Genomic DNA, 13380 nt, shown 5'->3' with positions numbered 1-13380 from the left:
GCTACGAAAAGACTGCATGTAGCTACGCGGCCAATTGGCATCTCACCGCGACCATCATCGCCTCAAGGTGAATGTCCACGGGCCATAGTATGGGGGCATGTTCCGCAACCTGCTCAGTCGTCTTTTCTCGGAAGACACCGCTCCGAAGCCGCTGGCGACGGAGGATGCCGAGATCGCCGTCGCCGCCCTGATGGTGCGGGTGGCGCGGGCGGACGACCATTATCACGCAAGCGAGAGACGGCGCATCGACCAGGTGCTGGCCCGGCTTCACGGACTGGGCCTTGCGGATGCCGCCGAACGGCGCACCGTCGCCGAGATGATCGAGGCGGAGGCTCCCGATACGGTGCGCTTCACGCGCCTGATCAAGGACCGTGTCTCGGTTGAGGATCGGGTCGCCCTTATCGGCGCGTTGTGGGAAGTTTCGCTGGCCGACGATCATCGCGCCCCGGACGAGGAAACGGCGATCCGGCTGGTCGCCAGCCTGCTGGGCGTGACGGATCGCGATTCGGCCTTGCAGCGCCGGCGGGTCGCCGCCGGGCGCTAGAATCCCAGGCGGTCGCGCAATCCGTACCACGCCATGCCGGCAACCAGCAGCGAGCTGCGCAGCATGGAGCCGCCGGGGAACGGGCGCGCCGGGATCGCGGCCATGGCGTCGAACCCGTTCCCCTGCCCCGCCACCGCGTCGGCCATCAGTCTGCCCGCCAGCGTCGCCATGGCGACCCCGTGGCCGGAATAGCCGCCCGCCGACAGGCAGTTCGGCGCGGGCCGCGCGAAATGCGGCATACGGTTCATGGTGATCGCCAGCGTGCCCCCCCAGGCATGGGTCAGCGTGACGCCGTCAAGCTGCGGATAAACGGACAGAAGATGCGGGCGCACCAGGGCGGCGATGTCCTTGGGGAAGCGATAGGTCGCGGTTTCCCCCCCGCCGAAGATCAGGCGTCGGTCGTCGTCCAGCCGCCAGTAGTTCACGACGAACTTGGTATCCGCCACGGCGATGCGCTGCGGCAGGATCTCGGGGAAGCGGTCGCCCAGCGGTTCGGTCGCGACGATGTAGTTGTTGATCGGCATGACCCGCGCGGCGACGCGCGCGTCCAGCCTGCCCTGGTAGCCGTTCCCGGCCAGGATGACATGGTCGCAGATGATTCTGCCGGTATCGCACAGCACGCGGGTCTTGGCGGTCGCCGTGCCATGTTCGATCCGATGGACATGGGTGCCCTCGGAGATCCGCACGCCCGCCGCGACGGCCAGGCGGGCCATGCCAAGCGCCAGGTTCAGCGGATGCAGATGGCCCGCCCCCCAATCCACGTCGCCGCCGACATAGGCGTGGCTGCCCAGATGGGTCGCCAAGGCGTCGCGGTCCAGCCGCTGCACCTTGTCATAGCCGTAACGGGCCGCCAGATGCGCGGCCATGTGGGCGGCGTGCCGGACCTCGGGCCCGGTGCGGCAGGCATGGGCCACGCCATCGCGGATCGGCACCCCGGATTCCGCCGCAAGCTCGCGGGTCAGGGCCTTCGCCTCCTCGGCCAGGTCCCACAGGCGGCGGGCGGTGTCGGGCCCGTATTGCCGTTCCAGCCAGTCCACCTCTTGCCGCTGACCGGACCCGATCTGCCCGCCGTTGCGCCCCGATGCGCCGAAGCCCACGCGCTGCGCATCGACCAGGACCACGCTCCGCCCCGCCCGCGCCAGATGCAGCGCGGCGGACAGGCCCGTATAGCCCGCGCCGACCACCGCCACGTCGGCCCGCGTTTCCCCCTTCAGCGGCGGGAAACGATCCAGCGTGCGGGTTTCCGCATAGACGCTGGGCGGGTATTCCCCCCGCCGGTCGTTGGCGTAAAGCAGCTTCATACGTTCAGCAGCAGATGTTCGCGTTCCCAGGGGCTGATGACCTGCAGGAACTCCTTGTATTCGTTGCGCTTGACGGATTCATAGACGGCGGTGAACTCCTCGCCCAGGACGCCGCGCATGGGGGCGCTCTCGGCCATGATGTCCAGCGCATCGCCCAGGTTGTAGGGCAGTTCGTCCTGCGAGGACATATAGGCGTCGCCCAGGCATTCGCCGCGCGGGTTCTCGGCCTCGACCAGACCCAGATAGCCGCAGGCGAGGCTTGCGGCGATGCCCAGGTAGGGGTTGCAGTCCATCCCCGCCAAGCGGTTCTCGACCCGCCGCGCCTCGGGGGAGGAGATCGGGACGCGCAGGCCCGTGGTGCGGTTGTCGCGGCCCCATTCCAGGTTGATCGGCGCCGCGAAGTCGGGGACATAGCGGCGATAGCTGTTCACATAGGGCGCCAGCAGCGCCACGGCGGCGGGCAGGTGCTTCTGCATCCCGGCGATGAAATGCAGGAACTGCGGCGTCTCGGCCCCCCGCTGGTCCGAAAACAGGTTCTGTCCCGTCGCCACGTCGATCACCGAATGGTGGATGTGCATGGCGCTGCCCGGCTCGCCCTCGATGGGCTTGGCCATGAAGGTGGCAAAGCAGTCGTGGCGCAGCGCGGCCTCGCGGATCAGGCGCTTGAAGTAGAAGATCTCGTCGGCCAGCGCGACGGGATCGCCGTGGTTCAGGTTGATTTCCACCTGCCCCGCGCCGCCTTCCTGAAGGATGCCATCGATCTCGAAGCCCTGCGCCTCGGCGAAGTCGTAGATGTCGTCGATGACCTTGCCGTATTCGTCCACCGCCGACATGGAATAGGCCTGCTTGGCGGCGGCCCGCCTGCCGGTACGGCCCATCGGCGGAATGATCGGCTGGTTCGGGTCGATGTTGCGGGCGACCAGGAAGAACTCCATTTCCGGCGCGACGACCGGCTTCCAGCCGCGTTCGGCATACAGCGCCACGACACGCTTCAGCACGTTGCGCGGCGCGATGGGCACCGGGTTGCCCTGCTGGTCATGGGCGTCGTGGATCACCTGCAGCGTCCAGTCGGCGGTCCAAGGCGCGGCGGTCGCGGTGCTGAAATCCGGCGTCAGGATCATGTCTGGTTCGGTAAAGGCCCCCGCCGGGTTGTCGGCCCATTCCCCCGTGATCGTCTGCAGGAAGATCGAGTTCGGCAGGTAGAACTTTTCCTGCCGCGCGAACTTCGACGCGGGCATGGCCTTGCCGCGCGCGACGCCCGCGATGTCGGCCAGGATGCATTCGACCTCGTCCAGCCTGCGGCCCGCCACGAAGTTGCGGGCGGCCTGGGGCAGCCTGTCGATCCAGTCGCTCATGCGGCACCCCGGCTGATGGCGCGAGGCTGCTTGAAGAAGGCTTCGATCTGGTCGGCCAGCGCGGCCGACCCTTTCGGTTCCCCCATGCGGTCGGACGCGCGATCCAGCAGCGGCTGCGGCACCACACCCTGCCCGCGCTTGTCCATCAGACCCCGGATGAAGTCGTCCGAAAACTCGGGATGCGCCTGCACGGTAAAGGCCCGGTCGCCATAGATCAGCGCGGCGTTCTGGCAGAACTCGTTGCGTCCCGCGACCTGAGCGTCCTTGGGCAGCACCACCACCTGATCCTGGTGCCAGGCGTTCAGCCGCACGGTGTCCCCGCCGAAGTCATAGTCATGCGTGCCGACCGCCCAGCCGTCCGGGTGCTTGACCACCGTGCCTCCAAGCGCCTGCGCGATGATCTGGTGGCCGAAGCAGATGCCGACCATCGGAACGGCGGCGTCATAGGCATCACGGATGAAGCGTTCCAGGGGCGGGATGAAGGCGTGATCCTCGTAGGCGCCGTGGCGCGATCCGGTCAGCAGCCAGCCGTCGGCATCGTGGACCGACGCGGGAAACTCCATCTCCTCGACATGCCAGGTGCGGAACTGGAACCCCCGCCCGTCCAGAAGCCGGACGAACATGTCGGGATAGTCGCCCATGTCCTGCTTCAATTCGGCGGGCGCCTGGCCGCATTGAAGGATGCCGATGCGCATGAAGAACCTGCGATGTTGATGTCAGCCAGAAGGTAGTCGCCCGGGCGGGGGGCCTGCAAGGGGGCGCGGCACCTTGCGCCCTTTGGCGGTCTGGCCGCGACCGCCCGCCGGGGTTAGGCTGCTGCCAACCTGGACAGGAGACTGCGATGCCCCATCTTCACCCCGACATCGACCCGGAGGGCCTGGACGAATTCTCGGTCGTGTTCACCGACCGATCGCTGAACCACATGTCGCAGCGGTTCCAGCAGGTGATGCGCGACCTGTCCGCGACCCTGCGCGAGGTCTACGGCGCGCACCAGACAGCCATCGTGCCGGGCGGCGGCACCTATGCGATGGAGTCGGTCGCCCGCCAGTTCGGCACCGGCCATGCGCTGATCGTCCGGAACGGCTGGTTCAGCTATCGCTGGAGCCAGATCTTCGACATGGGCGGTTTCGCGCGCGAGACGACCGTGGCGATGGCCCGCCCCGCCGGGAACGAGCCGCAGCCCGCCTATGCGCCCCCGCCCATCGACGAGGTGGTGGCGACGATCCGCGAGGCGCGGCCCGACGCCGTCTTTGCGCCCCATGTCGAAACCTCGGCGGGGCTGATCCTGCCGGACGACTATATCCGCGCCCTGTCGGATGCCGCGCACGAGGTCGGCGCGCTGATGGTGCTGGACTGCATCGCCTCGGGCGCGATCTGGGTGGACATGGCGGCCGTGGGCGTGGACGTGCTGATCTCGGCCCCGCAGAAGGGCTGGTCCGCCTCGCCCGCCGCGGGGCTGGTGATGTTGTCGGAACGGGGGGCGGAACGGCTGGCCGCGACCGCCAGCAACAGCTTCGCGCTGGATCTGAAGAAATGGCGCGCGATCATGCAGGCGTATGAGGACGGCGGCCATGCCTATCACGCCACCATGCCGACCGACGCCCTTCTGGGCCTGCGCGACGCGATGGAGGAAACGCGCCGGATGGGCTTTGATGCCGCCCGCGACGCGCAATGGCGCCTGGGCAACGCCGTGCGCGCCCTGCTGGCGGGACGCGGCGTCCGGTCGGTGGCCGCGCCGGGCTTTGCCGCACCGGGGGTCGTCGTCAGCTATACCGACGATCCCGAGATCAGGAACGGCAAGAAGTTCGCCGCCGAAGGAATGCAGATCGCCGCGGGGGTTCCGCTGGCCGTCAACGAAGGCGACCAGTTCTCGACCTTCCGCCTGGGCCTGTTTGGCTTGGACAAGCTGAAGGACGTGGACGGAACGGTGGCGCGGCTGCAATCGGTCCTGGACAGGGTCATGCCCGCCTGATCCGGCCCGAAGTTGCCCGCAAGGCCCGCCAAGTGGCGGGCCTTTTGCTGCCGGGCAGATCTTCATGCTCGTGGCGCCTGTCTGTTTAGAAGATTGTTCTCCGTAACGGTCGACATTCAGCAAACCTCTGCTCTTGATAAACACGACTTTGTCTGTCGTTATTTGTGGCATAGAAGCCGGATCACAGGAGCGAAGACGATGACCGTTCAAAGTCAGCCCATCGACGCTGCAGCACGTCCCCTTTACTCGATCCTTCTGATCGACCGCCGCACCGGGCAGGTGCACCGCGTCAACGGCGCGCCCCTTCTTGCGCTCAGCCGGGAACCGCAGGCCGCCGCGGCGTCGCTGCTGCAAGGCCGCGATCCGGCGCTGTGGGAAGCCCGGATCGAACCGCTTGCCACCCGAACACACCAGTAAAGACAGAATTCTTCAGGAGACGGTTCAATGTCGAAGTCGATATCCGGCAAGCGCGGCGCATCGCTGTCCGCCATCGTGCTGGCGCTGGCGATTGCCGCCCCGGCCCATGCGGAAACCCTGCTGAACGTCAGCTATGACCCGACGCGGGAACTTTACCGCGACGTGAACGCGGCTTTTGCCGAAAAATGGGCCGCCGAGGGCCACGAGGCCCCCACCATCGAAACCAGCCACGGCGGATCGGGCGCGCAGGCCCGCGCGGTGATCGACGGGCTTGCCGCGCAGGTCGTGACGCTGGCCCTGGCGTCCGACATCGACAAGATCGCCGAAACCGGCAAGCTGCCCGCCGATTGGCAAGGGAAGCTGCCGCACAACTCCAGCCCCTATACCTCGACCATCGTGTTCCTGGTGCGCGAGGGGAACCCCAAGGGCATCGCCGACTGGGGCGACCTGGTGAAGGACGGGGTCGAGGTCATCACGCCCAACCCCAAGACCTCGGGCGGGGCACGCTGGAACTATCTGGCGGCCTGGGCCTGGGCCGAGAAGAACGGCCAGAACCCGCAGGACTTCGTGGGCCAGCTTTACACCCATGTCCCGGTGCTGGACACCGGCGCGCGCGGCGCCACCACCACCTTTGCCCAGCGCGGCATCGGCGACGTGCTGCTGGCCTGGGAAAACGAGGCCTATCTGGCGCTCGAGGAGATCGGCGAGGATCAGTTCGACATCGTCGTGCCGTCCGTGTCGGTCCTGGCCGAACCCCCGGTCGCCCTTGTCGAAGGCAACATCGCGGGCGACGCGCAGCGCGAACTGGCGACGGCGTACCTGGACTTCCTGTATTCCCCCGAAGGCCAGGCGCTTGCCTTCAAGCACTTCTACCGCGCCTGGGACGACAGCGCCGCCGCCCCCGAGGATGTCGCCCGCTTCCCCAAGCTGGATCTGGTCAGCATCGAGGATTTCGGCGGCTGGAAGAAGGTGCAGCCCGAACACTTCGGCGACGGCGGCATCTTCGACCAGATCTACACGGCGAAGTGACCATGACCGCGCGACCCCTGGTCCACAAGACGGTGATGCCCGGCCTCGGCCTTTCGGCGGGCATCACGCTGACGATGCTGTCCATCGTCGTCCTGTTGCCCATCGGCGCCCTTCTGTTGAAGGGCGCCGGTTTCGGCCTGTCCAATGTCCTCGAGGTCGTGGGGCGCGAACGCGTCATGGCCTCGCTGTATCTGTCCTTCAAGCTGGCGCTGCTGGCGGCCCTGTTCAACCTGGTCTTCGGCGTGCTGCTGGCCTGGGTGCTGGTGCGCTATCGCTTTCCTGGCAAGCGCCTGCTGGACGCGGCGGTGGACCTGCCCTTCGCGCTGCCCACCGCCGTGGCGGGGATCGCGCTGACCGCGCTCTACGCCCCGAACGGCGCCTTCGGCAGCCTGTTCCAGCAGATCGGCATGAAGATCGCCTATACCCAAGCGGGCATCTTCATCGCCCTGGTGTTCGTCGGCCTGCCCTTCGTCACCCGCACCGTCCAGCCGGTGATCGAGGAAATCGACCGCGAGGTCGAGGAGGCTTCGGCAACCCTGGGCGCCTCGCGCCTGCATACGCTGCGCCATGTCATCCTGCCGATGCTGACCCCCGCCGCGCTGACCGGCTTTGCCCTGGCGCTGGCCCGCGCGGTCGGCGAATACGGATCGGTCATCTTCATCGCGGGCAACATTCCCCTGCGGACGGAAATCGCCCCCCTGCTGATCGTGATCCAGCTTGAGGAATTCAACTACGACGCCGCAGCGGCCATCGGCATCGCCATGCTGGTGATCTCGTTCGCAATGCTGCTGGCGATCAACCTGATCCAGATTGTCAGCCGAAGGAAGATGGGCCATGTCTGACACCACCCTGCCCACCTTCCGGGCCGCCACCGAGGAAGCTCCCTTTCTGCGCATCGCCCTGATCGGCATCGCGGTCGCGGGCTTGGCCGTCCTAGTCTTCGCCCCCCTGGCCGTCGTCTTTGGCGAGGCACTGCGCGAAGGCTGGCTGGCCGCCGTCGAATCGCTGGGCCATCGCGACGCCCGGTCGGCGATCTGGCTGACGCTGACCATCACCGCCATCGCCGTTCCGCTGAACGCGGCCTTCGGCATCGCTGCCGCCTGGTTCATCACCAAGTTCGACTTTCGCGGCAAGGCCTTCCTGATCACCCTGATCGACCTGCCCTTTTCGGTCAGCCCCGTGGTCGCGGGCCTGTGCATCGTGCTGCTGTTCGGGGCCAACTCCGCCATCGGCGGCTGGATGGTCGCGCAGGGTTGGCCCATCGTCTTCGCCATCCCCGGCATCGTCCTGGCGACCGTCTTCGTGACATTTCCCTTTGTCGCCCGCGAACTGATCCCCGTGATGATCGAGCAGGGCCGGGCCGAGGAGGAAGCGGCCCTGACCTTGGGCGCCTCGGGATGGCGGACCTTCCGCACCGTCACCCTGCCCAATATCCGCTGGGCGCTGCTTTACGGCACGCTGCTTTGCACCGCACGCGCGATGGGTGAATTCGGCGCGGTCGCGGTGGTGTCGGGCAAGATCCGGGGCCAGACCGCCACCATGCCGATCACCATCGAGATGCTGTACAACGAATACCTGTCCGTCGCAGCCTTCAGCATGGCCGCGCTGCTGACCGCGCTGGCGCTTGTCACTTTGCTTCTGAAAACCCTGCTGGAGCTGCGTCACGCCGACCAGCTTGCCGCCATCCGTCGCCACTGAGGGGGCCGATCATGCATATCGACATCGACGAAATCGCCAAGACCTTCGGCGGCACCACCGCACTGCTGCCGGTGTCGCTGAACATCCCCTCGGGGGCACTTGTGGCGCTGCTGGGACCGTCGGGATCGGGCAAGACCACGCTGCTGCGCATCCTGGGCGGGTTGGAGTTTCCCACCTCGGGTCGCGTCCTGTTCAACGGCCAGGACGCGACCGGCCTGACGGTGCAGGAACGCCGCGCGGGCTTCGTGTTCCAAAGCTATGCGCTGTTCCGGCACATGACGGTGTTCGACAACATCGCCTATGGCCTGCGCGCCCGCCCACGCGGCCAACGACCCAACAAGGCCGAGATCACCCGCCGGGTCACGAAGCTGCTGGACCTGATCCAGTTGCCGGACATTGCCGGTCGCTATCCCACCCAGCTTTCCGGCGGCCAGCGTCAGCGCGTGGCCTTGGCGCGCGCGCTTGCGATCGAGCCGCGGATGCTGCTGCTGGACGAACCCTTCGGGGCCCTGGATGCCAAGGTCCGCAAGGAACTGCGCCAGGGCCTGCGCGACATCCATGACGAAACCGGATTGACGACCGTGTTCGTGACCCACGACCAGGACGAGGCGATGGAACTGGCCGATCTGGTGGTGGTCATGTCGATGGGCCGGATCGAGCAGATCGGCAAGCCGGGGGACATCCGCGCCAAGCCCGCGACGGAATTCGTGCGCGACTTCATCAGCGCCTGATCGTCAGCCCTGCAACAGCGCCCGCGCCGCCCCCGTGGCGGCGTCGGTGATCCGGTCGCCCGACAGCATCCGGGCAATTTCGTCAACCCGCTCGGACGGCGCCAGCGGCGCCACGGTCGAGGTGGTCATGTCGTCATGGACCGACTTCGACACCCGGAAGTGATTGGCCCCCAGCGCCGCCACCTGCGGCGAATGGGTGACGACCAGAACCTGCGCATCCTCGGACAGTCGTTTCAGCCGCCGCCCCACGGCGTCCGCCGTCGCCCCGCCCACACCCCGGTCGATCTCGTCGAAGATCAGAACCAGCGCGTCGTTGCCGCGCGCCAGGCAGACCTTCAGCGCCAGCAGGAAGCGCGACAATTCCCCGCCGGATGCGATCTTGTCCAAGGCCCCCGCGGGCGCGCCAGGGTTGGTGGCGACCGTGAAGGCCACGTCGTCGCGGCCATCAGGGCCGGGCTCGCCGGGCGTGACCAGGGTCTGGAACACCGCGCGTTCCATCTTCAGCGGCGCCAATTCAGAGGTCACGGCGCGGTCCAGCGCCGCTGCCGCATCCGTGCGCACCCGCGTCACCTCCTCGGCTTCGGCATCGTAGGCTGCTTCCGCATCCTCGACCTGCCGGCGCAGCGCGGCCATCTGCGCTTCGCCCGCGTCGATCTGGCCCAGGCGGCCGCGCAAGTCGTCCGCCAGCCCCGCCAGATCGTCCGCCAGCACGTTGTGCTTGCGGGCCAGGGCGCGCAGGGCGAACAGCCGTTCCTCGGTCGCCTCAAGCTGGGACGGGTCCACATCAAGCGCCGACAGCGCGTCCTCGACCCCGCGATGCGCTTCGCCCAGTTCGACCAAGGCGCGGGACAGCGCGGCCAAGGGCTCGTCCAACCGCCCCTCGGCCCGGTCCGACGCGCCTTCCAGCCAGCGGGTTGCGTCCAGCATCGCGCCCTCGGCCCCCTCGCCGCCCAGCATCTTCAGCGCGCGGGCCACGTCCTCGCGGATGCGGATGGCGCCCTGCATGGCGCGGCGGCGGGTGTCCAGCGTGGCTTCCTCGCCCGCCTCGGGCATGAGGTCGTCCAGTTCCTTGACCGCGTGGCGCAGGAAATCCTCCTCGGCCCGCGCGGCGGTCAGGCGGGCCTCGGCCTCATCCAGCGCCCGGCGGGCGGTGCGGCGTGCCGACCATGCCGCACGAACCGGATTCAGGTCGATGGCTCCAAAGGCATCCAGCAGCGCACGATGCCCGCGCGGGTTCAGCAATCCACGGTCGTCATGCTGGCCATGCAGTTCGACCAGCGTTTCGGACAATTGCCGCAACACCTCGCCCGAGACGCGGCGGTCGTTCACATAGCCGGTCTTGCGCCCGTCGCCGGCGTTCACGCGGCGCAGGATCAGGTCGTCATCTTCCAGATCGATCCCGGCATCGGACAGCACCGCGCGGGCGGGATGGGCGGCGGGCAGGTCGAAAACCGCCGTCACCTCGCCTTGGACGGCGCCCTGGCGCACCAGATCGGCCCGGCCGCGCCATCCCAGGACGAAACCAAGGCAATCAAGAAGAATCGACTTGCCCGCCCCGGTTTCCCCGGTCAGCACGTTCAGCCCCGGACCGAAGGCCAGATCCAGCCGGTCGATCAGCAGCATGTTGCGGATGTCCAGCGATCTCAGCATCGGCTTGTCCTCGGCGGTTGGGCTCCACCCTAACTCAGAGCCACCGTCCCTGGATCATCTGGCGATACACATTGTTCAGCCAGCTGTTGCCCCGCGCCTCGGGCGACAGCCCGCGTCCGCGCAACTGGCGATAGGCGTCCTCGTAGAAGGGCGAGGACTGGAAGTTGTGGCCCAGGATCGCCCCGGCCGTCTGCGCCTCGTCCGTGAGGCCAAGCGCCAGGTAAGCCTCGACCAGGCGCAGCAGGGCCTCGGGGGTCTGGCCCGTGGTCTGGAACTCCTCGACCACGACGCGGAAGCGGTTGATCGAGGCGCTGTAATGCCCGCGCTTGAGGTAATAGCGCCCGATCTCCATTTCCTTGGCGGCCAGGTGGTCGAAGGCCAGATCGAACTTCAGGATCGCGCTGCGGGCATATTCGCTGTCGGGATACTGCTCGATCACGGTGCGCAGCGATTGCAGCGCCTGGAAGGTCAGGCCTTGGTCGCGGCCCACCTCGTCGATCTGGTCGTAATAGGACAAGGCCAGCAGGTATTGCGCATAGGCCGCGTCCTCGTCACCCGGATAGGTGTCGATGAACCGCTGGGCCGCGCTGCGCGCTTCCTCGTAGTTCTGGCCGCGATGGTTCGAATAGGCCTGCATGATCAGCGCACGCTTGGCCCATTCGGAGTAAGGATAAAGCCGCTCGACCTCGGCGAAGTAGAAGACCGCGTCTTCCGGCTTGCGGCTGTTCTCCAGCTCGAATTCGCCGCGCTTGTAGATTTCCTCGGCGGTGAAGCGATCCAGGTTCTTCTTGTCCGCATCCGAGGACCCGCGTCCCCCGCAGCCCGTCAGCACCAGACCCGCCAGAACCGCCGCCATCATGGAAGCCGAGATTTTCGAGCGCGCCATCTTCACCCTGCCTAAGACTTCTTCCCTGCAGCCAAGCCCATCGGGCCGCGCTGCCCGGTCCCTCTAGCACAGAACATCAGGGGGCGCAAAATGGCAATCCGTTGAATTCGGCGTGCGTTTCTTGACACATGGCCGCAATGGGGGTCGCGGCCCTCAGGCGGCGACCCAAGCCGTCGCTGCCAGGTCATAGGCGGCGACGCCAGCGCCCGGCAAACGATCCTCCAGCGCGGGCGAGCAGGTTTCCCACCGCCACGCCGTCGGATCGGCGAAAAGCGCACGCAGCAGCCGGTTGGTCATGGCGTGGCCCGCCCGGTGCCCGGTATAGCGCGCCAGCAACGGGGCGCCCGCCAGCGCCAGATCGCCCATGGCGTCCAGCATCTTGTGGCGCACGGCCTCGTCTGCATGGCGCAGACCGCCCGGCGACAGGACGCGCGCGCCGTCCACCACGACCGCGTTCAGGTAGGTGCCGCCCAAGGCCAAGCCGTTCCGGCGCATCGCATCCACGTCCGCTTGCCGGCAGAAGGTGCGGCTGTCGGCCAGTTCGCGCAGGAACGCGCCGTTGGCCATGTCCAGCCGCTTTTCCTGATGGCCGATGGCCGCATCCACGAAGTCGATCTGGAAATCGATCTCGAGATGATCGGCCGGCGTGAGGCGGGCGAAAGCCTCGCCCTCGCGAACCTCGACCGGGCGCAGGACGCGGATCGCCCGCAGCGGCGCCGTCTGCAGCACGATGCCCGCGCGCAGGATGCCCCGCACGAAGGGCGCGGCCGAGCCGTCGAGAATCGGAACCTCGGGGCCGTCCACCGCGACCAGGGCGTTGTGGATGCCGGTGCCTGCCAAGGCGGCCATGACATGCTCGACCGTGGACAGGGTGGTGCCCCTGCCATTGTCCATCAGCGTGCACAGCTTCGACGGTGTCACATGGTCCCACTGGGCGGGGATATCGACGACGGGCGTCAGGTCGGCGCGGCGGAAGACAATGCCGTGCCCGGCAGGCGCGGGGTGGATCTCAAGCCGTGCCGGGGCGCCGGAATGCAGCCCCACGCCCTGAAACGTCACCATCTTTTTCAATGTCGCCTGCATGGCCACCTGCCTTCACTTCAAGCCGGACCGTGTCGTCCATCCGGGTAACGAGTGACCTAGGCCGGTGGTCCCAGGCATTCAATTAACGATTTGTAACGGCGTGAAACAATCGGACCCGCATCGTCCCGGCGGGCCGTCGGAATCCCGAATGCCGATGCAAAAAGGGCCGCCAAGCGGCGGCCCTTTTCGCAAGAAGAATTGTGACCCGGTCAGTTCGCCTGGCGACGCAGGAAGGCCGGGATCTCGACGTTGTCCTGGGCCGAGTCGGGGCTTGCCAGATCGTCGAAGTCGGTTTCCTGCTGGCGGGCGCGGACCGCCACACGCTCGTTCACGCGTTCCGAGATCGAGGACGCGGGCGGCTTCGGCGCGCTGTCCGAATGGCCTGCCATCCGTTCCAACATGCGGCCCAGGCCTGCCATGCGGCTTTGGGCGCGCACGGGTTCGGCCGGCTGCGGCGCGGGCTGCTGGCGCTCGCCCTTGTGCTCGACGGCGCGGCGCAGACGCTCCAGCGTCTCGGGCGAGGCCTGGCCGCGCGGCGCGTTCTGCGGGGCGCGCGGCGCGATGAAGCCGGCATCCTCGCGGACGTTGAGCATGGCAGGCTGCGCGGGCTCCTTGCGCTGATAGGCCGGGGCCGGCATGTCGTCCTCGGTCCGGGGGGCCGCGACCGGCGCCGCAACCGGGCGCGCCTCGGCCACCGGGGGGGCGACGCGGCGC

Annotated in this window: 13 protein-coding genes and 1 pseudogene; 7 read left to right on the top strand and 7 right to left on the bottom strand. The window is 67.7% G+C overall.

Features of this window, described 5'->3' with window-relative positions; genetic code table 11:
* The first annotated feature begins 97 nt into the window (after window positions 1-97).
* Window positions 98-544, top strand: a complete 447-nt coding sequence (locus J0F76_RS18210) for a tellurite resistance TerB family protein (RefSeq protein ID WP_207471665.1) — start codon at window positions 98-100, stop codon at window positions 542-544.
* Here the strand turns inward: J0F76_RS18210 and J0F76_RS18205 are convergent.
* The 3 genes from J0F76_RS18205 to J0F76_RS18195 are packed head-to-tail and all read right to left on the bottom strand — an operon-like array spanning window position 541 to window position 3895.
* Window positions 541-1845: an NAD(P)/FAD-dependent oxidoreductase gene (locus J0F76_RS18205; protein ID WP_207471664.1), complete on the bottom strand. Its 1305-nt coding sequence runs from the start codon at window positions 1843-1845 to the stop codon at window positions 541-543. The two genes, J0F76_RS18210 and J0F76_RS18205, sit on opposite strands and share 4 nt — an antisense overlap.
* Window positions 1842-3200, bottom strand: a complete 1359-nt coding sequence (locus tag J0F76_RS18200) for a glutamine synthetase family protein (protein ID WP_207471663.1) — start codon at window positions 3198-3200, stop codon at window positions 1842-1844. Before J0F76_RS18200 ends, J0F76_RS18205 begins: the two co-directional genes overlap by 4 nt.
* Window positions 3197-3895 carry a type 1 glutamine amidotransferase gene (locus J0F76_RS18195; RefSeq protein WP_207471662.1) on the bottom strand — a complete coding sequence of 233 codons (699 nt, stop codon included), beginning with the start codon at window positions 3893-3895 and terminating at the stop codon, window positions 3197-3199. Before J0F76_RS18195 ends, J0F76_RS18200 begins: the two co-directional genes overlap by 4 nt.
* Before the next feature lie 146 nt (window positions 3896-4041).
* Here J0F76_RS18195 and J0F76_RS18190 point away from each other — a divergent pair, with 146 nt between their 5' ends.
* The 6 genes from J0F76_RS18190 to J0F76_RS18165 all read left to right on the top strand — a co-directional run bounded on the left by J0F76_RS18190 (window position 4042) and on the right by J0F76_RS18165 (window position 9047).
* Window positions 4042-5172, top strand: coding sequence for an aminotransferase class V-fold PLP-dependent enzyme (locus J0F76_RS18190; RefSeq protein WP_207471661.1), 1131 nt, complete (start codon window positions 4042-4044; stop codon window positions 5170-5172).
* Between the two features lie 198 nt (window positions 5173-5370).
* A complete protein-coding gene (locus J0F76_RS18185; RefSeq protein WP_207471660.1) occupies window positions 5371-5589 on the top strand; it encodes a hypothetical protein in 219 nt (72 codons plus the stop codon).
* 27 nt (window positions 5590-5616) lie between these two features.
* On the top strand, window positions 5617-6618 hold the full coding sequence (locus J0F76_RS18180) for a sulfate ABC transporter substrate-binding protein (protein ID WP_207471658.1): 1002 nt from the start codon (window positions 5617-5619) through the stop codon (window positions 6616-6618).
* 2 nt (window positions 6619-6620) lie between these two features.
* A complete protein-coding gene (gene cysT / locus J0F76_RS18175) occupies window positions 6621-7460 on the top strand; it encodes a sulfate ABC transporter permease subunit CysT (protein WP_207471656.1) in 840 nt (279 codons plus the stop codon).
* Complete coding sequence (gene cysW / locus J0F76_RS18170) at window positions 7453-8316, top strand: sulfate ABC transporter permease subunit CysW (protein ID WP_207471654.1); 864 nt, start codon at window positions 7453-7455, stop codon at window positions 8314-8316. Before cysT ends, cysW begins: the two co-directional genes overlap by 8 nt.
* Window positions 8317-8327: 11 nt before the next feature.
* A complete protein-coding gene (locus tag J0F76_RS18165) occupies window positions 8328-9047 on the top strand; it encodes a sulfate/molybdate ABC transporter ATP-binding protein (protein WP_207471652.1) in 720 nt (239 codons plus the stop codon).
* A 3-nt stretch (window positions 9048-9050) separates the two neighbouring features.
* On the opposite strand, the gene recN is transcribed toward J0F76_RS18165, so the two are convergent.
* The 4 genes and pseudogenes from recN to J0F76_RS18145 all read right to left on the bottom strand — a co-directional run.
* Window positions 9051-10697 carry a DNA repair protein RecN gene (gene recN / locus J0F76_RS18160; RefSeq protein WP_207471650.1) on the bottom strand — a complete coding sequence of 549 codons (1647 nt, stop codon included), beginning with the start codon at window positions 10695-10697 and terminating at the stop codon, window positions 9051-9053.
* Window positions 10698-10731: 34 nt separating this feature from the next.
* Window positions 10732-11583, bottom strand: coding sequence for an outer membrane protein assembly factor BamD (locus J0F76_RS18155; RefSeq protein WP_242690387.1), 852 nt, complete (start codon window positions 11581-11583; stop codon window positions 10732-10734).
* A 153-nt stretch (window positions 11584-11736) separates the two neighbouring features.
* Window positions 11737-12666: a UDP-3-O-acyl-N-acetylglucosamine deacetylase gene (gene lpxC / locus J0F76_RS18150; RefSeq protein WP_207471648.1), complete on the bottom strand. Its 930-nt coding sequence runs from the start codon at window positions 12664-12666 to the stop codon at window positions 11737-11739.
* Between the two features lie 209 nt (window positions 12667-12875).
* Window positions 12876-13380, bottom strand: a pseudogene (locus tag J0F76_RS18145) (cell division protein FtsZ); the annotation flags it as partial.

It is taken from the genome of Paracoccus fontiphilus (assembly GCF_017356265.1).
Taxonomy (GTDB): domain Bacteria; phylum Pseudomonadota; class Alphaproteobacteria; order Rhodobacterales; family Rhodobacteraceae; genus Paracoccus; species Paracoccus fontiphilus.
This window is presented reverse-complemented; position numbering and strand designations above follow the sequence as displayed.